21 protein-coding genes and 1 other annotated feature are annotated in these 21256 nt (G+C 43.6%); of the genes, 7 read left to right on the plus strand and 14 right to left on the minus strand.

What is annotated here, in order from left to right; translation table 11 throughout:
• Nucleotide 1 precedes the first annotated feature (1 nt).
• On the minus strand, nucleotides 2-1147 hold the full coding sequence (locus tag NYE43_RS15070) for a cysteine desulfurase family protein (RefSeq protein ID WP_101860120.1): 1146 nt from the start codon (nucleotides 1145-1147) through the stop codon (nucleotides 2-4).
• A 192-nt stretch (nucleotides 1148-1339) separates the two neighbouring features.
• Here NYE43_RS15070 and brnQ point away from each other — a divergent pair, with 192 nt between their 5' ends.
• Nucleotides 1340-2680 (plus strand): branched-chain amino acid transport system II carrier protein, encoded by a 1341-nt coding sequence (gene brnQ / locus NYE43_RS15075; RefSeq protein WP_095714206.1) that lies wholly within the window; start codon nucleotides 1340-1342, stop codon nucleotides 2678-2680.
• An 89-nt stretch (nucleotides 2681-2769) separates the two neighbouring features.
• Here brnQ and ezrA read toward each other — a convergent pair whose 3' ends face one another.
• Nucleotides 2770-4458 (minus strand): septation ring formation regulator EzrA, encoded by a 1689-nt coding sequence (gene ezrA, locus NYE43_RS15080; RefSeq protein ID WP_044153843.1) that lies wholly within the window; start codon nucleotides 4456-4458, stop codon nucleotides 2770-2772.
• A 196-nt stretch (nucleotides 4459-4654) separates the two neighbouring features.
• On the opposite strand from ezrA, the gene hisJ reads away from it, so the two are divergent.
• The gene (gene hisJ / locus NYE43_RS15085) at nucleotides 4655-5461 is read left to right on the plus strand and encodes a histidinol-phosphatase HisJ (RefSeq protein WP_341062183.1); all 807 of its coding nucleotides are present in this window, start codon (nucleotides 4655-4657) and stop codon (nucleotides 5459-5461) included.
• Here hisJ and refZ read toward each other — a convergent pair.
• Nucleotides 5445-6080, minus strand: a complete 636-nt coding sequence (gene refZ, locus NYE43_RS15090) for a transcriptional regulator RefZ (protein WP_010335311.1) — start codon at nucleotides 6078-6080, stop codon at nucleotides 5445-5447. The two genes, hisJ and refZ, sit on opposite strands and share 17 nt — an antisense overlap.
• A gap of 129 nt (nucleotides 6081-6209) precedes the next feature.
• Between refZ and NYE43_RS15095 the strand changes: the two genes are divergently transcribed.
• Nucleotides 6210-6698 (plus strand): GAF domain-containing protein, encoded by a 489-nt coding sequence (locus NYE43_RS15095; RefSeq protein ID WP_024122502.1) that lies wholly within the window; start codon nucleotides 6210-6212, stop codon nucleotides 6696-6698.
• 44 nt (nucleotides 6699-6742) lie between these two features.
• Here NYE43_RS15095 and NYE43_RS15100 read toward each other — a convergent pair whose 3' ends face one another.
• The gene (locus NYE43_RS15100) at nucleotides 6743-8485 is read right to left on the minus strand and encodes a diguanylate cyclase domain-containing protein (RefSeq protein WP_326366344.1); all 1743 of its coding nucleotides are present in this window, start codon (nucleotides 8483-8485) and stop codon (nucleotides 6743-6745) included.
• Nucleotides 8486-8779: 294 nt separating this feature from the next.
• Here NYE43_RS15100 and rpsD point away from each other — a divergent pair, with 294 nt between their 5' ends.
• The gene (gene rpsD, locus NYE43_RS15105; RefSeq protein ID WP_024122504.1) at nucleotides 8780-9382 is read left to right on the plus strand and encodes a 30S ribosomal protein S4; all 603 of its coding nucleotides are present in this window, start codon (nucleotides 8780-8782) and stop codon (nucleotides 9380-9382) included.
• Between the two features lie 22 nt (nucleotides 9383-9404).
• Here the strand turns inward: rpsD and sr7p are convergent, their stop codons facing one another.
• From sr7p to acsA, 3 genes are all read right to left on the minus strand, one after another.
• Entirely contained in the window at nucleotides 9405-9533 is a 129-nt protein-coding gene (sr7p, locus tag NYE43_RS15110; protein ID WP_024122505.1) for a small protein SR7P, read from the minus strand.
• A gap of 129 nt (nucleotides 9534-9662) precedes the next feature.
• A complete protein-coding gene (gene tyrS, locus NYE43_RS15115) occupies nucleotides 9663-10931 on the minus strand; it encodes a tyrosine--tRNA ligase (protein ID WP_095714526.1) in 1269 nt (422 codons plus the stop codon).
• 48 nt (nucleotides 10932-10979) lie between these two features.
• Nucleotides 10980-11221 (minus strand) — a binding site (T-box leader).
• A gap of 54 nt (nucleotides 11222-11275) precedes the next feature.
• The gene (gene acsA, locus NYE43_RS15120; protein ID WP_024122507.1) at nucleotides 11276-12997 is read right to left on the minus strand and encodes an acetate--CoA ligase; all 1722 of its coding nucleotides are present in this window, start codon (nucleotides 12995-12997) and stop codon (nucleotides 11276-11278) included.
• 160 nt (nucleotides 12998-13157) lie between these two features.
• Between acsA and acuA the strand changes: the two genes are divergently transcribed.
• From acuA to NYE43_RS15135, 3 genes are read left to right on the plus strand one after another with little or no spacing between them, the layout of a single operon-like run.
• Nucleotides 13158-13790 carry an acetoin utilization protein acetyltransferase AcuA gene (gene acuA / locus NYE43_RS15125; RefSeq protein WP_069487059.1) on the plus strand — a complete coding sequence of 211 codons (633 nt, stop codon included), beginning with the start codon at nucleotides 13158-13160 and terminating at the stop codon, nucleotides 13788-13790.
• Nucleotides 13791-13816: 26 nt separating this feature from the next.
• A complete protein-coding gene (locus NYE43_RS15130) occupies nucleotides 13817-14461 on the plus strand; it encodes an acetoin utilization AcuB family protein (protein WP_095714527.1) in 645 nt (214 codons plus the stop codon).
• Nucleotides 14458-15624, plus strand: a complete 1167-nt coding sequence (locus NYE43_RS15135; protein WP_024122510.1) for an acetoin utilization protein AcuC — start codon at nucleotides 14458-14460, stop codon at nucleotides 15622-15624. The genes NYE43_RS15130 and NYE43_RS15135 overlap by 4 nt, the downstream gene beginning before the upstream one ends.
• An 11-nt stretch (nucleotides 15625-15635) precedes the next feature.
• Here the strand turns inward: NYE43_RS15135 and motS are convergent, their stop codons facing one another.
• The 7 genes from motS to NYE43_RS15170 all read right to left on the minus strand — a co-directional run bounded on the left by motS (nucleotide 15636) and on the right by NYE43_RS15170 (nucleotide 21095).
• Nucleotides 15636-16364 carry a flagellar motor protein MotS gene (gene motS, locus NYE43_RS15140; protein ID WP_024122511.1) on the minus strand — a complete coding sequence of 243 codons (729 nt, stop codon included), beginning with the start codon at nucleotides 16362-16364 and terminating at the stop codon, nucleotides 15636-15638.
• The gene (gene motP / locus NYE43_RS15145; RefSeq protein ID WP_024122512.1) at nucleotides 16354-17172 is read right to left on the minus strand and encodes a flagellar motor protein MotP; all 819 of its coding nucleotides are present in this window, start codon (nucleotides 17170-17172) and stop codon (nucleotides 16354-16356) included. The genes motS and motP overlap by 11 nt, the downstream gene beginning before the upstream one ends.
• A gap of 69 nt (nucleotides 17173-17241) precedes the next feature.
• The gene (gene ccpA / locus NYE43_RS15150) at nucleotides 17242-18246 is read right to left on the minus strand and encodes a catabolite control protein A (protein ID WP_024122513.1); all 1005 of its coding nucleotides are present in this window, start codon (nucleotides 18244-18246) and stop codon (nucleotides 17242-17244) included.
• 281 nt (nucleotides 18247-18527) lie between these two features.
• The gene (locus NYE43_RS15155) at nucleotides 18528-19604 is read right to left on the minus strand and encodes a bifunctional 3-deoxy-7-phosphoheptulonate synthase/chorismate mutase (RefSeq protein ID WP_024122514.1); all 1077 of its coding nucleotides are present in this window, start codon (nucleotides 19602-19604) and stop codon (nucleotides 18528-18530) included.
• 234 nt (nucleotides 19605-19838) lie between these two features.
• Nucleotides 19839-20165, minus strand: a complete 327-nt coding sequence (gene ytxJ, locus NYE43_RS15160; RefSeq protein ID WP_024122516.1) for a bacillithiol system redox-active protein YtxJ — start codon at nucleotides 20163-20165, stop codon at nucleotides 19839-19841.
• 24 nt (nucleotides 20166-20189) lie between these two features.
• Complete coding sequence (locus NYE43_RS15165; protein WP_024122517.1) at nucleotides 20190-20645, minus strand: YtxH domain-containing protein; 456 nt, start codon at nucleotides 20643-20645, stop codon at nucleotides 20190-20192.
• 30 nt (nucleotides 20646-20675) lie between these two features.
• Nucleotides 20676-21095, minus strand: a complete 420-nt coding sequence (locus NYE43_RS15170; RefSeq protein ID WP_024122518.1) for a DUF948 domain-containing protein — start codon at nucleotides 21093-21095, stop codon at nucleotides 20676-20678.
• Nucleotides 21096-21256 lie beyond the last annotated feature (161 nt).

Here is a 21256-nt window from a genome sequence, read left to right on the forward strand (position 1 = left end):
TCTACCTCATCATTTTTTTTAGTTTTTTGATGCCAGGCACAAGCGCGTTCATAAATGGCTCTGTCACATCGCTTGTCTGGCTGTAGTTTAAGCTGATTCTGATGCTGCTTCCGGCAATCTGCTCTCCCTTGCCCATCTGTAACAGGACTTTGCTCGGTTTATGTTCCTTTGCCGAGCAGGCTGATGTCGTTGAAACGAATATATCCTTTTCCTCCAGCATGTGCAAAAGCACCTCCGCTTTTATGCCCGGCACAGAGAAATTAATGATATGCGGGGCGCTATTGCTTTGAGGAGTATTTAAGACAACACCGTCTGAATCACTCAGCTTTTTCATAAACAATTCCTTTGCGGCCGCCATTCTTTCAAGGTGATGATGATAATCATCAGCCGCGAGATTGATGGCTTTGGCCAGTGAAACCGCACCTGCTGTATGCTCAGTTCCTGCACGTATGCCTTTTTGCTGAGAGCCGCCTGTTATCAGCGGGATAAGACGCGTTCCTTCCTTTACTAAAAGTGCACCTGTCCCCTTCAGTCCGTGGAATTTATGGCCGGATATGGAACAAAGATCAATGCCGGCATTCTCGATCGCCAAGGGAACTTTAAAGATGCCTTGCACATAATCGACGTGAAACAGAATGTTCGGATACTGCTTCAGCACTTCTCCAGCCTCTTCAATCGGCTGCACGGAGCCAACTTCATTGTTCACATGCATCATGCTGACAAGCACGGTATCCGGCCGAATCGCATCTTTCAGTTCCTTAATGGACACAAATCCATCTTCATTTACTGAAAGATAAGTTACTTCAAACCCGAATAGCTCTGTCAGCTGCTCCAAAGATTCAGTAACGGACGGATGTTCGATAGAAGTGGCAATGATATGTTTGCCTGTTTTTATCTTTGACAAAGCGGCTCCTTTTAAAGCCACATTATTAGCTTCTGTAGCACCTGACGTAAATACAATATCATAATTCTTTAGGCCCAAGGCTCTTTTTATTTGATTTTTGGCTGCCTGAAGCAGCTGTTCCGTTTCGGCTCCATATCGGTGCAAAGATGAAGGATTGCCAAAATATCGGCTGCTAGTCTGTTCATAAACGTTCAAGACTTCATGATAAGGTTTGGTCGTTGAACTATTATCTAAATATATCATCTTTTTTTACTCCTTTATGAAAGCGGTACAAGGTATGATATTTATGTTACCATAACAAAATTTAATAGAAAATTACAAAAAGCTAGTATTGACTTCTAAATTTTTTACCATATAATAAGATTTGTTCGTTTCGTCATATTATCTGACAATTAATTGACAGAATATTTTAACATAATTATTAGGAGGATTTTCATGAAACACTCACTGCCTGTCAAAGATACCATTATTATTGGTTTCATGCTATTTGCGCTATTCTTTGGAGCAGGAAATATGATTTATCCGCCGGAACTTGGACAAGCAGCCGGACACAATGTCTGGAAAGCCATCGGCGGATTTTTACTGACCGGGGTAGGTCTGCCTCTTCTCGGAATTATCGCTATCGCATTAACCGGCAAGGATGCTAAAGGACTTGCTGATAAAGCTCACCCTGCATTCGGTACAGTATTTACTGTTGTGCTTTATTTATCAATCGGACCATTATTCGCCATCCCGAGAACAGGAACCGTTTCTTATGAAATTGGTGCAGTTCCGTTTCTGGCTGGCGTTCCTGAAAGACTGTCTTTATTAATTTTTACACTCATCTTTTTCGGCATTACTTACTATTTAGCACTAAACCCAACCAAAGTCGTGGATCGAATCGGAAAAATTCTTACTCCAATTAAATTCACAATTATTTTAGTGATTGTTCTCAAAGCGATTATCACGCCAATGGGCGGTTTAGGTGCAGTAACGGAAGCATATAAAGGAACACCGGTATTTAAAGGATTTTTGGAAGGCTACAAAACAATGGACGCGCTTGCTTCAATCGTATTTGGTGTTGTCGTTGTAAATGCTGTGAAAAGCAGAGGCGTTACACAATCAAAAGCTCTTGCGGCAGCTTGTATTAAAGCCGGAATAATTGCTGCATTAGGGCTGACATTCATTTATGTTTCTCTGGCCTACCTAGGTGCAACAAGCACAAACGCAATCGGGCCTGTTGGTGAAGGAGCTAAAATTTTATCAGCATCGTCCCATTATTTATTCGGTTCATTAGGAAATATCGTACTTGGATCAGCTATCACAGTCGCGTGTTTAACCACAAGCGTTGGGCTTGTCACTTCTTGCGGCACATATTTTTCAAAGCTTATCCCTGCGTTATCATATAAAGTTGTCGTTACCATCGTCACTTTATTCAGCCTGATGATTTCTAATTTCGGGCTTGCTCAAATTATCGCTTTTTCAGTTCCTATTTTATCAGCTATTTATCCGCTTGCCATTGTCATTATCGTTCTTTCATTTATTGATAAGCTCTTTAAAGAAAGACGTGAAGTTTACATTGCATGCTTAATCGGTACAGGATTATTCAGTATTTTAGACGGAATAAAAGCAGCCGGCTTTTCGCTCGGAGCTCTAAATACGTTTTTAAATGACAATCTGCCGCTATACAGCCTTGGCATCGGCTGGGTGATTCCTGGAATCATCGCCGCCATTATCGGCTATATTCTTACCTTTTTCATCGGTACATCCAAACAGCAGCTTAAAGAAATAAGTTAATGTTATGGTCGCCTGCGTTACTGCGCAGGCGTTTTTTTAATAAAAAAGAGCCCGCTCATAAACTGCGGGCTCTTTTTTACGATCTGAATTTAAGCGGATAAATCAGCTTTTATTTTTTTCACAGCACCTGGCGCAGCTTTCTCTACAGCTGCAGCCGCAATTTCATAGGATTCTTCATAATCATAAGCGTAAAACCGTCTTTCCGCTTCTTTCAGCTGTTCAGATAAAATATGGTTCTGGCTTCTGAATCGGTTTCCGAACTGAATGATTTTTTCAATCAGCATAACCTGCTCTACCAGTTCCTCTGATTCCCGGCTTGCCCTGTTCACGATATCTTCCGCTTGTTTCAGATGGGCTCCGGCCTCTTCCATATTTAAAGGAATTTCGTTTAATTGATTGACCGTTTCTTGAATGTGATGATGCGCGTTTTCCAGCATCTCTTGAATATGACTCGGGATGCCCGGGATGTTGCTTGTCTTCAGCAGTCTTGCTGTTTCAGAAATTGTTTTTTTCAGATTGCCAAGCGTCTCTCTCGCCTGCAGTTCTTCTTTTCTAAGAGCCTGCAGCTTTTCACGGTAATCCGTATGGTCTTTTTTCACTTCTTCAATCTGCTTCTCAATTGATGCGACCTCTTCAACTAAAAGAGAGTAGGCGACATGCTCTGCATCCAGCTTATCTTTTACTGACGCAAGCAGCTTGCCGACTTCATCAATGCGCTTTTCAAAGGCCTGCTGTTTGCCTAGCTCACCAGCTGTCAGTCTGTAGCTTTCCTTCACCAGTTCAGTTTCCGCCTTTGTCTGCTCCTTCTCTTCTTTCAGCTTATCGTAAGCAATGATCAGCTCAGGCATTTTGCTTAACACAGATTGGCCTGCTTCAACTTCACCCTCGAGCTGCTGGTAAACAGATTGAATATTTTCGTCTATGAGCTGCAGTATGGCAGATGCTTCATCAATATCCAGCTCAGTCATCAAAACATGTTCTGCCCGTTTCAGCTGATTTGACAGATTTTCCAGTTCCTTATCAATCTGGATATGCTCAAGCTTATACCCTTTCTCTTTCATTTCGCGATATCCGTCTTTGAGCTTTGCAATCTGGCCCGGCAGCGTCTGCTTGCAGTCGGCTAACAGTTTCGGCACATCATCTATGTACGACTGAAGCCGTTCTAGATTGCGGTCCTGCTCAAGGAGAACTTTTCTTGCAGTAATATAGTTCCCGCCCTCTGTCTCTTCTTCAAACTGTTTGATCCCGCTCCAAATCTCGTCAAGATCTGCTTCAAGGCTGTCATAAAGCTCTCCGTAAAGGTGGCTGTATGCCAGCAGGTTTTTTCGGGACTTTGAGTAGCGTTCTCTTACCTGTTCAATCTCTTCGCGGCTCTTTTCTTCACTTGTGACGAGATTGCTGATTTCCCGGAGTATCTTTTCAATGTTCGATTCCGCCGCTGTCAGGAGATCGTCGATATGAACGAGCACTTGATTGGCTTTTTTAAACCGGTATTTGTCCGCGCATTCTTCGGCATCATAAAGGAGCTCTTCAACTTTCGGCATATGGGCAGTGACAATCTCATCCCATTCTTCACGCCATTTCTCAAAGAACTCTTCTGTCTGCCCCGTCATTTTCAGATGTTTAATTTTGGACATTTCTTCCACTATCGATCGATTGAGAATTTCAATCTTCCAAGATTCCAAACGATCAATTTCCGTGTAGATTTTTTTCCTGAAAAAGTAGCCCGCCGCAAACAGCGCGAGCAGTACAATTAATAATCCAATGACAAACTCCATAATGAGCCCCCTTGCTGTTAACCTTAATCTGTCAGGGTGTTTTATTTATTCAGAAAGATTTCAGGATATGTATTGAGAAAAACTGTCGTTTTCATTGTTATTATGATACCATGTAACCAACATTTTTTGAGCAGAAATCAAAAACTTTTTGTGCAAAATCGGCAGGATTTGACTATTTTTTCACGGGGTGACACCAATGCTAAAGCGAGACGGACATATTCACACACCATTTTGCCCTCACGGCACAACAGACACACTCAGACAATATGCGGAGGAAGCGATAAAAAAAGGCTTTCAATCAATTACGTTTACAGAGCACGCTCCTTTGCCTCCCTCTTTTACCGATCCGACACCGCAAAAAGACAGCGCGATGGCGCAAGCCTCTTTGGAACGCTACATTAATGAAATTTCCGGATTAAAAAAAGAATATCGCGGACAGCTTAACATACGGACCGGGCTTGAGGTCGATTATATTGCTGAATACGAAGATGAAATCAAATCGTTTCTGAATACATACGGCCCATTTTTAGATGAAAGCATCTTATCCGTTCATTTTTTGCGCACAAGCTCGTCTTATCTGTGCCTCGACTATGATGAGCATACATTTAAAAAGCTGATCTCAGAGTGCGGAAGCATCGAAGCTGTATATGAACTGTATTACCGCAGCATTTATTCTTCTATTGTAGCATCTCTCGGCGCGTATAAGCCAAAAAGAGTCGGTCACATCACACTCGTTAAAAAATTCATCAGGCTGTTTCCTTATAAAATGTCCGATCATATTCACAGACTTGCTTCTGAGTGCCTGAACGCTGTCAAGGAAAACGGAATGGAGCTCGACTTTAATACATCAGGTCTGAGAAAAACATACGCGGGGGATATTTATCTGGAGGATTGGATGATTGAGGCGGCGAAGAAAAAAAACATCCCGCTTGTATTCGGGTCTGATGCCCATCAAGCGGGTGATGTCGGATACGCGTATGAGAAATTTACTGAACTGCGCTAATTTGTGACCGCATGTCTCCTGTCCGGAATACGCTTCTGATCCAAATCTTGATTTCTTCAAAATACATTTTATAAAAGTACGGCTCGTGCGGCTGCATATAGAGCACTTCTGAAATATATTGAGGCTGGAGATAGGGCATCATCAAGAGAGATTTTAATTGAAGAATAAAATGAGGCAGCGGCAGCGTTAAATGTTCTCGCTGTTTTTCTCCTTCCTCAATAATCAGCTGGAAGATATACTTTTCCTTCATCAGGTACGTCGACATTATTTCCCTTATTAAAGTCGAATCAATGGTGACTTCCCGGTAGACAAACCGAGTTAATTGACGATTGTTATGCTGATAGGATAAAATATCGAAAACCAATTGGAGAAGCTGTTCCTGCGTGCTTTGAAAAGAGATGTTGCCTGCCGCTGTTTCAAGTGTTTTATTGTAGCCTTCGTAAAACTCTGAAACTAAGTGTTCCATCAAACCTCCTTTGCCTTTAAAATAGTAGGAGATGTGCGCAACATTTACATCAGCTGACTTTGCAATTTCACGGACAGATGTGCCAGAAAATCCTTTTTGGTTAAAGAGCATGACAGCAGATTCAATAATTTTGTCTTTGGTGCTTACTTTCATACCGGCTCACTCCTTCCTCTTGTTACAAATTCAAGGCGGAGACCGGCTGTTCCTGTAAGAACTTATCGACAAATGCCGGCAGAAAAGCCGGGATTTTGTTTTATATTATAGAAAAAGTGAGGGTTTTCCATGTTTCATGTCGAACAACAATCTGGAGATAAAGAAAAAGACTATCAGCTTCTGCTCAAACAGCTCGAAGCCATAACAGAAGACGAAACAGACCAAATTGCAAACTACGCAAATGCGTCAGCACTGCTTTATCATTCATTGCCTGAGGTCAACTGGGCCGGTTTCTATTTTGCTAAAGAAGGGGAAGGACAGCTTGTGTTAGGGCCATTTCAAGGTCTGCCGGCATGTGTCCGTATTCCTTTCGGCAAAGGCGTTTGCGGAACAGCATATGCAAACGGAAAAGCAGAGCGAGTTGCGGATGTAAACGCATTTCCGGGACATATCGCCTGTGATGCAGCATCTCAATCAGAAATTGTGCTTCCGATTCATGTAGACGGAAACCTAGTCGGCGTTTTGGACATTGACAGCCCTGTCAAAAACCGATTTGATGAGATCGATGAAAAGTATCTTACACAATTTGCAGAAATCCTTGAAAAAGCTTTAGTGTAGAGCATACAGCAAAAGCCCAAAACATGTAGCGTTTTGGGCTTTTTTCATTTTATCGACTCGTGAATCATCAAACGGTTTTTCCCGCTGCGTTTCGCGGTGTAAAGCGCTTCGTCGGCCTCGTGAACAAGCTCCTTCAAGGATTTTTTCGATTCTGAGTCCCAGCAGGAGATTCCGCATGAAATCGTCACCTCAGGCTTCGTGCTTTTTCTCACCGCACAAACAAGCCTTTCGGTAATCCGTTTCCCGACAGCTACCGTCACATTCGGAAGGTAAACCGCCAGCTCCTCGCCCCCCCAGCGGGCACCGACATCATGCTTTCGGATATTGCTTTTGATAACGGAAGCGACTTGTATTAAAATCTCGTCCCCTGTCTGATGTCCGTACGTATCATTTACATTTTTAAAATTATCAATATCAACAAGAATAAAAACGCCTTTTTGATGAATTTTCATGCTGTATTGGATTTTTTCATCTAAATAGACTCTTGAATACAGCTCTGTCAGCTGATCCGTTTTCACCAGATGCTCAAGGCGGTCGCGAAGCATCGAATTGGTCACAGCCAGCGTTGCGTGATGAATCAGCGCTTGGAACAGCTTGTACATTTCAAATGTAAAAGCGTACATTTCCTTTTTCAGCAAAACGGCGAATCCCAGGAGCTGGTCATTCTCCATCATCGGAACAGCCATAAGTGAACCGTATCCGGCTTTTCCAAACACAGACTGTCCATTTCCGATAAAAACGCCATTCTCTCCTTCGTACAGTTTTTCTTTTATTTCATTATATATATCAGACGACTTCGTTTCTTTAAAAAATGCTGTGCTCCCGGGAAGCAGTGTCTGCTGTTCAAAATGGTCAATATGGAAAAAGCCCACTTCTTCAGCATGAAATGATTCAGCCATTCTCACAGCAAGATCGTTCATCGTATCCGTCAGCGTCAGCCGCTGGTTGAGACGGCGCGATGTTTCATTAATTAATTCCAAGTTTGCAATACTTGTTTTGGATTGTTCATAGAGCTGGGCATTTTCAAACGCCTTTCCCGCGGCATTTGCTATCAGTGACATTTCATCAAGGTACACGTCGGTAAGAGGACTGTCTCCCGCCCCACTTGCCATCAGAACGCCGTACGTTCCCTGCTGCCCTTTAATTGGAATGTAAGCGACCGTTTCATTTTTCCGCAAAATGTCCCCGGATAGATAGACTTTAAGCGCAAAGGAATCGGCATCTTCCTCTTCCATATACAGTTCCTTTGCAGGAACACCTATACATTGGTCCTGATCATGAGAAATAAACAGAGAAAATTGAAACAGGGGAAACGTGGTGTGTAAGCTTTCAAGAAGCTTCTTTAACACTTCCGTCTGATCGAGCAGCGAATGGAACAGTTCTGTCATCTTGTATATCTTTTTTTGATAGATTGTTTTGATATAAAGTCTTTCCTGTTTCATTGACTGATTCAAAAAAGAAGAAATCAAATCCGGAAGCTCTTCCGGAAACACTCCGTCCTGCCTGCATGTTAAATGAAAGCTCCTGCCGGAGACATGATCCTCGATAACATAAAATGAGGCATTTATTTTCGATGCAGAAAAATGCACTTCATCCTCTGTCATTTGTGCCATGCGATCAGATGGAGACGGTATAAGGGATACGCAAAGTGATGGAAAATATGTTTGAATAGCCGATGTCAGCCATATAAGAGAGTCGGTGAATGAGACCTTTACAGATTTGTTTAATAAAAAATCGAGCATATGATAACGAAAGGCGGGTAATTGATCTTTTGTTTGTTCTATCATGTTTTATCACCTAAAAAGTTTACCACTAATTTTTGTTTATTATATCATAAACAGCAAAGCGATAATGGATGAATGGTTGACTTCAAAACAAATAAATTATATAATGACCTTTGTGTGAAATATTGCAGCCTTTTTGTTCAGCTTCTATGTTTTCATTTTGTTCCTTATCAATAAGGTGTATCGTGTAACTCTCTGCTGCTGGAGCGAGGATACATGAAAACAAAATGTTCATGGTCGAATAGAACAGACGGTTTTTATTTTCCACAAAAATAAAACCAAAGGAGGAGTCACATTATGGCTCGCTATACAGGTCCATCTTGGAAACTGTCCCGCCGTCTAGGAATCTCTCTTAGCGGAACAGGAAAAGAATTAGAAAAACGCCCTTACGCTCCAGGTCCACACGGCCCAGGACAACGTAAAAAATTATCAGAATACGGTTTGCAATTGCAAGAAAAGCAAAAGCTTCGTCACATGTACGGTGTAAACGAACGTCAATTCCGTACATTGTTTGACAAAGCTGCAAAAATGACTGGTAAACACGGCGAAAACTTCATGATTCTTTTAGATTCTCGTCTTGATAACGTTGTGTACAAGCTAGGTTTAGCGCGTACTCGCCGTCAAGCTCGCCAATTGGTTAACCACGGCCACATTACTGTAGACGGAAGCCGCGTTGACATCCCGTCTTACCAAGTAAAAGCTGGTCAAACAATCGGTGTTCGCGAAAAATCAAGAAACCTTTCTATCATCAAAGAATCTGTTGAAGTAAACAACTTCGTTCCTGAATACCTTACTTTCGACGCTGAAAAGCTTGAAGGTACATTCACTCGTCTTCCAGAGCGTTCTGAACTTGCTCCGGAAATTAACGAAGCGCTTATCGTTGAGTTCTACTCTCGTTAATCGTTTAAAAAACCCCCTGCCGCTATGCGGTCGGGGGTTTTTTTTCGTCTGATTCTTCTACCGTTTCCTGCTGGACAACACTTTCTCTGGTCTGCTGCTCCCAATAATCCCGCTGTAATCTTTCTTTGGCGATCGTACACATGAGATTCACGGTGAGCTCTCCCTCCTATTGAAAAGGTGGTGAATGGTCGTGTTTGCCCTATCTAATATACTCTTTCCCTCAAATTCCTATGCGCTAAACCAAAACATCCTTTGCCAATTAAGCAAAGGATGTTTTTTCTTATTTATATGTGACAAGGAAGTATTTTTTCTTCCCTCGGCGCAGAACAGTAAATTGATCTTCAATGCGGTCTTCAGCAGATAAGATATAGTCAATTTCTGTCTGGCGTTCACCGTTAATGTAAACGGCTCCGTTTTTAATATCTTCACGGGCTTGGCGTTTAGACGGTGACAGTTTCGATTCAACCAGCACATCTACGAGTGACAGTTCTTCAGCGCTGTCTTTTTCTAGAGAAGGCACATCTTTAAAACCGATTTTTACGTCTTGGGCAGAAAGCTCTTTAATATTGCCGCTGAACAATGCTTGGGAAATATTAATCGCTTGCTCCAGTGCCTCGCGTCCGTGAACGAGCGCTGTCACTTCTTCTGCCAGGCGTTTTTGCGCTTCACGCTTTTCAGGTGCTGTTTCAGTTTTTTCAGCATATTCTTCGATTTCTTCCTTTGAAAGGAACGTGAAGTATTTTAAATATTTCACTACATCACGGTCGTCTGTATTGATCCAGAATTGATAGAACTCATATGGGGACGTTTTTTCTTTATCAAGCCAAATTGCGCCGCCTTCGGTTTTTCCGAATTTTGTGCCGTCCGCTTTCGTTACAAGCGGAATGGTAAGACCGAATGCTTTTGCTCCTTCTTCTTCAGATTTTCTGATCAGCTCAAGGCCAGCTGTAATGTTGCCCCATTGATCGCTTCCGCCGATTTGCAGCTTACAGTTTTTCTCTCTGTACAGGTTTAAGAAATCATAAGATTGAAGAATCATGTAGCTGAATTCCGTGTAAGAGATGCCGGATTCGATTCTGGAGCTGACTGTATCTTTTGCCAGCATGTAATTGATGCCGAAGTTTTTGCCGACGTCACGAAGGAAGTCGATCACATTCATGTTTCCGATCCAGTCGTAGTTATTTGCCATAACAGCCGGGTTTTCCGCTGATTCAAAATCAAGAAATCTTGAAAGCTGATGTTTGATTTTTTGCGACCATTCGACAACGATATCAGCCGTGTTTAATGTACGCTCAGCTTTTTTTCCGCTCGGATCGCCGATTAAACCCGTCGCGCCGCCCACAAGCGCAATCGGATGGTGCCCCGCAAGCTGAAAACGGCGGAGTGTTAAAATGGGCAGCAGGTGCCCGATATGCAAGCTGTCTGCTGTCGGATCAAAGCCTGAGTACAGGCGGATTTTTTCTTCGTTCAGCTGTTTATTCAGTCCTTCTTCATCCGTCATTTGCTGAATCAATCCGCGGAAGGATAAGTCTTCAAGTAAGTTTGTCATGAGATAAAGCTCCTTTTTTAATAAAATAAAAACGCCCCTTCGTGTAAACGAAGGGACGATTGATTATCGCGGTACCACCCTACTAATAAGAGCATACATACAGCTTTTCGCTCTTATCACTTTGCCTGATAACGGATCAGGTCCGTTCTTTCACTACTGAAAGCCTGAGCGACTTTGTTTGCAAAAGCGGTTCATGAGTGTATTCGATATATCCGTCTGTGCTGATTTTCACCGGCCATCAGCTCTCTGGAACGTAAGGATATTCTACTTGTCTCAATCTTTACCTTTTCATATGAAGCTATATCATTTTTAACATAAATAAAATCCCGTGTCAACGGCGCCTTTTAATCCTCCATCGTTGACAGGTCTCCGGCCGGAAGATTCAGTTCCCACGCCTTCAGCACACGTCTCATGATTTTACCGCTCCGTGTTTTTGGCAGCTTATCCTTAAATTCAATTTCACGCGGAGCCGCATGGGCTGCAAGACCTTGTTTGACAAATTGGCGGATTTCTTCCTTCAGTTTATCAGACGGCTCAAACCCTTCTCTGAGAGCGATAAAGGCTTTGATGATTTCGCCGCGCACCGGATCAGGTTTTCCAATCACCCCCGCCTCCGCAATTGCCGGATGTTCGACAAGCTTGCTTTCCACTTCAAAAGGTCCGACACGCTCACCGGAGGTCATGATGACATCGTCCACTCTGCCTTGGAACCAAAAATACCCTTCATCATCCATGTAGGCAGAATCACCCGACACATACCATCCGCCAGGCATAAAATAAGATTCGTATTTTTCAGGGTTGTTCCAAATCGTGTGCATCATAGATGGCCAGCCCTTTTTAATGGCGAGGTTCCCCATTCGATACGGCGGAAGCTCGTTCCCCTGATTGTCAACGATTGCTGCTTCTACACCGGGAATCGGTTTTCCCATCGAGCCTGGTTTAATATCCATGCAAGGATAGTTGCAGATCAGCTGTCCGCCCGTCTCTGTCATCCACCATGTATCATGAATCCGTTTATTAAAAACTTTATGCCCCCATCTGATCACTTCCGGGTTTAAAGGTTCACCGACACTCAGCACATGGCGGAGTGAAGTCAGATCATATTTGGCAGCCATCTCATCTCCGGCTCCCATCAGCATTCGAAAGGCAGTCGGCGCGCTGTACCAGACGTTTACGCCAAGCTGCTCAATCGTTCCATACCAGCTTTCCGGGCTGAATCGTCCGCCGACAATAACATTTGTCGCTCCGTTCAGCCACGGCGCAAAAATCCCGTACACCGTTCCAGTCACCCAGCCTGGGTCGGCCGTGCACCAATAAATGTCCTCTTCCTTTAAATCAAGGACCCATTTTCCTGTCTGATACTGCTGAACCATCGCCTCATGGACATGAAGCACACCCTTTGGCGTACCCGTAGATCCTGATGTATAGTGAAGCAAATAGCCGTCTTTCCTGTCCATCCATTCAATGTCCAGTCTTGTGCTCTCATGCTTAGCCACTTCATCATAATGAATGATGTTTGTTCCTCTCTTTTCAGCCTGGCCGCCGACTATGAATATATGCTGTAAATCAGGCAGCTTTTCAACCGGAATCCTTTCCAAAAGCTCAGGCGTCGTGACGACAACCTTTGCCTCGCTGTTTTGCAGCCGGTCCTTAACAGCCCCCTCCATAAACGCTTCAAATAACGGCCCGGCGATTGCGCCGATTTTGATAGCGCCTAGCATAATAAAATAAAGCTCGGGTGATCTCGGCATAAAAATAAAAACGCGGTCCCCTTTTTCCACATTTCCATACCGTCTCAGTACATTCCCGGCTCTGTTTGTTTCTTCTTTCATTTCTTTAAATGTGTATTTTTCATCCCGTTTTGCGTCCTTATAATAAAGCGCTACTTTGTTTTTCCGAAAAGATTCGGCGTGGCGGTCTATCGTTTCATAAGCCGCGTTCAATTTCCCTGTCTTATGCCAAGAGAAATGTTTCTCCGCTTCGGACCAATCAAATTGCCGATACGTTTCATCGTAGTTTTCTAGGTTATGATCCCCCTCTATCGCTGGTAACGCTTTCAAATTCATGTCCAAACATCCCCCTTTGCTGAAGTTGTCACATTTATTATAGTATATATTCATATTCTTCTCAATTTTTAAAATATAAAGCATGTTGAAAACGCTTTATAATTTGTTATTCTTAAAGGAGGCATGTATTTTTTATAGAAATTGATGGGACGGTGAATCAGTGGAACATCATAAAACATATCACTCTGCAAACATCAAAACAGCAACCGGCTCCTTACTGATAGAAGGGCCTGTCTCTCCAGAAGACTTGGCAGGTTATGAGTTTCATAAGGATTTGACCGCATTTCGGCCGCCCCGGGAACAGCATGAAGCATTAGTCGATATCGCCGGCCTTCCTGAGGGACGCATTATCATTGCCAGAGACGGCCAGGCCATTGTCGGCTATGTGACGTATCTATACCCTGACCCGCTCGAAAGATGGTCAGAAGGAAATATGGAGGATTTGCTTGAGCTCGGAGCCATTGAGGTGGCACCGGAATACCGGGGATGTTCTGTCGGAAAAACACTTCTGACCGTCAGCATGATGGACGAACAAATGGAGAACTACATTGTGATGACGACAGAATATTACTGGCATTGGGATTTAAAAGGGATGAAAAAGGATGTGTGGGAGTACAGAAAGATCATGGAGAAAATGATGAACGCAGGCGGATTGGTCTGGTTTGCCACCGATGAGCCAGAGATCAGCTCCCATCCTGCGAACTGCCTGATGGCGCGCATCGGAAAAAACGTCAGCCAGGAATCAATTGAACGATTTGACAGGCTCCGTTTTTATCATCGTTATATGTATTAACTGACACTGACAAAGGGGAAAAGATAATGATTGTTGAGCAAATCATGAAAAAGGATGTCATCACATTAACGAAAACGGATACGCTTGAAACGGCAATACACAAGCTGAAGGAATTTCATATCAGGCATTTGCCTGTTATTAATGAAGACCGCCATGTGATTGGGATGATTACAGACAGAGATATGAAACAGGCCAGCCCCAGTATTTTTGAAGAAAGCAAACGCAGCCGTTTTCTCACACGAAGCGTTGAATCCATTATGAAAAAAGACGTCGTGTGCGCCCATCCGCTTGATTTTGTTGAAGAAATATCAGCAGTTTTCTACGAGCATGGCATCGGCTGCCTTCCAGTCGTGCAGCATCACAAGTTAATCGGCATTCTGACAAAAACCGATTTGCTGCGGACTTTTGTGAAGCTGACAGGCGCTGACCAGCCCGGATCGCAGGTTGAGATAAAAGTAAATGACATCACAAAAAGCCTCGCCGATATCAGTGGCCTCTGCCAAAGACTTCAGGTCAAAATACTGAGCGTTCTTGTCTATCCCCATGACGATTCCGGCGCAAAGGTGCTTGTATTCCGTGTCAAGACGATGAATCCGCTGCCGTTTTTGCAGGAATTGCAAAAAAACGGGCATCTCATCGTATGGCCGTCAGAGCACAGGGATCAGCTATGAGGGACAGTGTGTTTATTTATTCTCCCTCTTATCAGACTTATATGTTTCATCAGGAGCACCCCTTTAATCAGCAGCGTGTTCTGCTGACATATGATTTGCTCAAATCGATGGATGCCTTTGACGAGGGAGATATCGTCAGTCCCCGGCTTGCGGCGGAAGATGAGCTGGCTCTTGTGCATACGGACGATTATATTCAGGCAGTACAGCTTGCCGGCGCCGGAAAACTTCCACCCGAAGAAGGGGAAAGCTACGGGCTCGGCACTGAAGATACACCCGTCTTTGCAGGCATGCATGAAGCTGCCTCACTATTAGTCGGCGGAACCTTAACAGCTGCGGATTATGTCATGTCTGGACAAGCACTGCATGCTGCCAACCTTGGGGGAGGCCTGCACCACGGGTTTCGCGGAAGGGCTTCTGGATTTTGCATATACAACGACAGCGCTGTAGCGATTCAGTATATTCAGAAAAAATATCAAGCCAAGGTGCTGTATATTGATACGGACGCCCATCACGGAGACGGTGTGCAATTTGCGTTTTATGATAATCCCAACGTATGCACCCTGTCCATTCATGAAACGGGACGATATTTATTCCCCGGAACCGGTCAGATTCAGGAAAAAGGCAGCGGAAAAGGCTACGGATATTCCTTTAATATCCCGCTTGATGCTTTTACGGAGGATGATTCATTTATTGAGGCTTACCAGACAGCAGCTTCAGAAATCGCCGCTTATTTTCAGCCAGATGTGATTATCAGCCAAAATGGAGCTGATGCCCATTACTACGATCCACTGACGCATTTGTCAGCAACGATTGCCATTTACGAACAGATTCCGCGGCTTGCTCACGCTTTAGCGCATCAATATTGCGGCGGAAGATGGATCGCCGTCGGAGGAGGCGGATATGATATTTGGCGTGTGGTGCCCCGTGCCTGGGCCCGAGTATGGCTTGAAATGAAAGGGATCGATCCGGGACATGACATTCCATCTGAATGGATCGCAAAATGGCAAAAGCAATGCCCAGTCACCCTTCCGTCCAGTTGGAGCGATCCCGCCGATTTATATCCGCCGATTCCACGCAAGGCAGAAATTACAGAAAAAAATGCCCAAACCGTCAGTAAAGCGTTATATGCGATACGATCAGAGCGTCAGGAAAAAACAAAATAAAAAAACGACCTTCACGAAGAGGTCGTTTTTGATTTTTTGATGACGATTTCTACACGTCTGTTTTCCTTCATGTGTTCATTTGTTTTGTTATCCTTTACAGGCTTTGTATCCGCATAGCCAACAGCGATAAATCGCTTCGACGGGAGTTTCTCTTTTGATGTGAAATATTGAATCACTCCGCTTGCCCGTGCTGCGGATAGCTCCCAGTTGGACGGATACCTGTACGTTGAAATATTTCGGCTGTCTGTATGGCCCTCCACCTGAATATCATTTGGAATAGTCTGAAGAAGAACTGCAATTTGGTGAAGAAGCGTTTCAGCATTTTCCAACACTTTAGCCTCGCCTGAATCAAACAGCACCGCTTCCTGAAGAACGAGCACGACACCGCGTTCATCCCGCTTTGCTGTCATTTTCGCCTTCAGCTGGTGCTCTTGAATGTATGTATTCACTTTTTGCAGCAGTTGATCCTGCTGATTCTCTTGCTTCTTTGCATCGGCTGACGGCGTGTCTTTTTGATCGATGGCTGTTTGGTCTGGCTGAAGCCCGCTGCCTTCCTTTTGAATCGAGTTCACCGCTGCTTTAAATTTCTGCAGATCAATCTGCGACATCGAAAAAAGTAAAATAAAGAACACAAGGATCAGCGTAACCAGATCTGTAAAGGTGACCATCCAGCCCGAGGATGATTGATTGTTTTTCCCGTTTCCATTCCTTCGTTCAAAGCGCTCTCTTCTAAGCTTCATGTACAGATCCCTTTTTTGTCTTTACTTGATTATGCTGCTTCCGCCATTCTTCCCGAGAACTGAAAACGACGAGCTGGCTTTCCAGATTCCGCGGATTTTTTCCGGATTGTATCCCGATGATACCTTCCACCATTACCTGTTTGATGAAGATTTCACTTTCTGTTTTTTCTTCGAGCTTAGCCGCAATCGGGTTAAATACCATGTTTGCCAGCAATGATCCGTATAAAGTCGTCAAAAGTGCAACAGCCATATTCGGGCCGAGCATATCAGGGTCATTTAAGTTTTTGAGCATCAGCACCAGCCCGACCAGTGTCCCGATCATGCCCCACGCCGGAGCGAATTCCCCCGCCTTCTCCAAAACACGCCGGCCTTTGCGGTGCCGTTCCTCCATTGCTGCAATTTCTGAATCCATGACAAGCCGAATCGTTTCTTCATCCCAGCCGTCAACCGCCAGAAGCAGCCCCTTTTTCAAGAATGGATCTCTGATTTCTCTGGCCTGGTCATCAAGTGATAAAAGCCCATGTTTGCGCGCATGATCGGAAAGGGAAACGAAGGTTTTCACAAGATCTTTTACATTGTCTTCCTGGCGGATAAATGCCTGCTTTAACACAGTGGGCGTTTTTTTCAGCTCTCTCGGCGGAAAACTGATAAAAACAGCGGCGCAAAGCCCTCCTGTTACGATAAAGAAAGAAGTCAGATCTAGAAAAGAGCGGAAACCGCTTACTCCCGATCCGGAAATAATTCCAATCACAATAATAATCGTTCCTAACACAAAACCAACAGGTGTAAGATAATCAAAACGTTTCATCATTTCTCCTCACTCATACGAAAAAAGCAAGAATCCACCTAAGAGGTGAAGCTTGCTTTCTTGTTTTTCTTATGACTTGGTTGACTGTCTTAACTCTATACGATGCGGCAATTCGACAATATGCTCTTCCACCGGCTCTTTATTCATGAGCTTTGTCAGCAGTCTCATGGCAACCGCGCCAATATCATACGTCGGCTGAACTACTGTTGAAAGCTGCGGCCTAACCATCAAGCTTAATCTCGTATTATCAAAGCCGATAATGTCGAGATCTTCAGGAATGGAAAGGCCTTGATCCTGTGCGGCATGAATAATGCCGAGCGCCATTTCATCAGTTGCGGAAAGAATCGCTGTCGGTTTTTTGTCCAGGCTCATGAGATGCTGAAGCGCCTCAAGTCCGGAATCATACGTGTAATCACCTTCAGCGACAAATTGTTCATTAAACGGAAGATTCGCCTCTTCAAGCGCCCGTTTGTAGCCTTGCAGTTTCTTTGAGCGGTTGATCGGTTCTGTCATCGGGCCGGAAACAAACGCGATATCAGTGTGCCCCTTATCAACCAAAAGCTTCACCGCGTCATAAATCGCCTGCTCGTAATCAATTGCGACTGATGGTGTTTCACCCTGCTCTTCAACAGAAGCGGCAAGCACGATCGGCACTGGCGAACGCTTAAATTCCGCTACATGCTCGTCCGTAATGTTTCCGCCCATAAATACGATGCCATCGACCTGTTTGCCGAGCATTGTGTTTAATAAGTGCAGCTCTTTCTCCAAGTTTTGGTCAGAGTTGCTCAAAATGATGTTATATTTATACATTGTCGCGATATCTTCAATTCCGCGCGCAAGCTCTGAATAGAAAATGCTTGAGATATCAGGAATGATGACACCTACAGTTGTTGTTTTTTTGCTTGCAAGCCCTCTTGCCACCGCGTTTGGACGGTAGCCGAGACGGTCAATGGCTTCCAAGACTTTTTTTCTCGTTGTCGGTTTTACATTCGGGTTTCCATTCACGACACGGGAAACGGTTGCCATGCTTACATTAGCTTCTCTCGCTACGTCGTAGATCGTAATATTGCTCATCCTAAAACCACTCCTTTTACTGGATACACTTATCCTTATCTATAGCATAAACACTTTATGTAGAGAAATGTCATAATGTCCGAATTTATGTCGTTTATGATTTGTAAGCGTAAGTCAGTAGTCTACATTATTTTTCATTATTCATCAAATTTAAATACTTCTCATGAAATTATACACGTTTTTATAGATGATGAAAACGTATACTTGAGTTTTATAATTAAATAAACGAGAAAGCGCAAAAAAAGGCCGCATATGCGGCCTTTTGTATTGATCTCATTCCATTAGGCGTTGACTTTCACCATTGGTTTCAGTTCATTCAGCCATTTTTCGAATTCAGGGATCGCCATTTGCTGAGCAGAGTCAGAAAGTGCGACTGATGGATCAGGATGAACCTCTGCCATTACGCCGTCAGCACCGATCGCTAAAGCGGCTTTAGCTGTCGGAAGAAGGAGGTCGCGGCGGCCTGTTGAATGCGTCACATCAACAAAGACCGGCAAATGCGTTTCCTGTTTCAGAATTGGCACAGCTGAAATATCGAGCGTGTTTCTCGTTGCTGTTTCGTATGTTCTGATACCGCGCTCACAAAGGATAATTTGATCATTGCCTTGTGCCATAATGTATTCAGCTGCATTGATGAATTCCGAGATCGTTGCAGCAAGTCCGCGTTTCAGAAGCACAGGCTTTTTCACGGAACCTGCAGCTTTCAGCAATTCAAAGTTCTGCATATTACGCGCACCGATCTGAATTACATCAATGTAGTCAAGCGCTTCTTCAATATGAGCCGGAGTTACGATTTCGCTGATAACAGCCAGATCAAATTCATCCGCTACACGTTTTAAGATTTGGAGTCCTTCTACACCGAGGCCTTGGAAATCGTATGGGCTCGTACGAGGCTTAAAGGCTCCTCCGCGAAGAATTTTAATCCCTTGTTTTTTAGCAGCCGCAGCCACTTCCGCCACCTGCTCATAGCTCTCAACCGCACATGGTCCGACGATAAATCTTTGCTGGCCATCTCCGACTTTTTCACCTTTGATATCAACGATTGTATCTTCAGGTTTTTTCTTACGGGAAACAAGCAGCGCTTTGCTGTGATCTTCCTCCTGAAGCTCTAAACCTGCTTTAAAGATTTCTTTAAAAATGTGCTGGATAGTAGAATTTTCGAATGGTCCGTCATTGTTTTCAATGATTTTATTTAACATTGTGCGTTCTCTGACAGGATCAAAGCGATTGACACCTTGCGCTTCTTTCGCTTTACCGATCTCTTTCACAACATTTCCGCGCTGATTGATTAATTTTAAAATTTGCAAGTTTAATTCGTCTGCCTGCTGCCTTAGAAGCTCTAATTCTGTGTTGCTCATTTTTTTCATCCTTTCCCTGCACATTCATTTTTTATTTTGTAGTTAACATGCATCTTACTATAAGTAAAACCAAATGGAAATACTGAAATACAAAATTTTTAAAAAAGTCTACTTTATTACCCAAACGCTTTTAAGTGATAAAGTAATGTATGATGCTATCGTACATGATGTGAAGAAAATGATCAATAGTTTTTTTCAAAAAAAAAGCGCCAGATCATATCTGGACGCTTTTTTCTAGGACAGATGCTGCTCAATCGCCGCTTCTGTAATTTGTGAATGTGAGGTATGCCACTTTACTTCACCGTTTTGGATCACGAAAACTTGAGGGCTTTCGTGCTTGACTCCGTATGTTTCTGCGATGAAATTTGACAGGGGCCGTGCCTCTTGTACTTGCAGATAGTAAGCCGGCACTTCTTCATGCTGATTTGCAAAGGCATTAAATTCTTGAAATGCGGCTTGGCTGATCGGGCATGTTAAGCTGTGCTTAAAAAACAAGAAAGTGCCTTCCTTTTCTGCAATACGCTTAAACTCTTCCTCAGATTGAATTAGCTGTTTTGCCATTAGTCAAGTCTGCTCCTTCCGGGCTCAGCGGTTGATGTGCTCGGCCTGTTTTTGTGCATCTTTCAGCTCGTCTTTTACGTCTTCTTTCGTTTGGAGGACTTGATCTTTTGCTTCGTCAGCCGCCTGCATTGCTTCATTTTTCATATCTTGCGTAGCAGATGATGACTCGGTATTTGCAGATTTTGAACGGTCTCTTAAATCTTTGACCTTGTTCATGATCTGTCCTGACTGATCGGCGACAAGCTGTGTGATGTTAGATGTTTTGTCTTTTGCAATGCTGACATATTGTGTGCCTTTTTCTTTTGCATCTGCCGTCATTTTATCTGTTTTATCCCGCAGAGCAACAGCTTGATTTCCGAGATCGTCGCGTAGTTCTTTCCCAGATTTAGGTGCTAGGAAAAGCGCAGTGGTGGCTCCGATGATTCCTCCGATTAAAGTACCGATTAAAAAATCTTTACTATTAATTCCATCTTTGCTCATCATTATTCCTCCTCAAAGTGTTTTTCTCTCTTAAAGAGCTGATTTCTTTCGCTTCCACTTCTCCCAAATTTCCATTGCTGCTTGGCTCCAGGTGACAACCTGATTGATTTTATCTTGGTTTTCTCTCACTGATGCCGATACAGACCCTGCCGCCTGCTTCATTGATGTATTGAACTGCTGCACAGAGGTTCCCACCCCTTGAACAGCATGAACGACCGTGTTCAGCTTTTCTGATTTTTCCTGAATATCTTCAGCCAAGCGGTTGGTCTTATGTAAAAGCTCGGCAGTTTCAGTGGTAATGCCTTTCATTTGTCCCTCCAGCCCTTCGAGCGTGGATGCAACATGTTTTAATGTCAGCTGCAGTGACTTTAGTGTTTTAGACAAATAGATCACTAAGACGAGAAATGCTACTGCGATTAGTGCAACGCTTAAATAAAGAATGATAATCATCTTAAACCTCCTTGCTGCAGGATATACTGCTGTTTACCCGATTTGTAAAATCATAAACATATCTGTTGGGCTGTATACATATTATTCTCCATTACATTTGAAAAATCCTTTAAGAGGATTTCTCTTCAGATAAATAAAAAGCAGTGAAATCACTGCTTTTT

Origin of the sequence: Bacillus sp. FSL R5-0434 (assembly GCF_038004745.1) — a bacterium.
GTDB classification, from domain to species: Bacteria; Bacillota; Bacilli; order Bacillales; family Bacillaceae; genus Bacillus; species Bacillus halotolerans.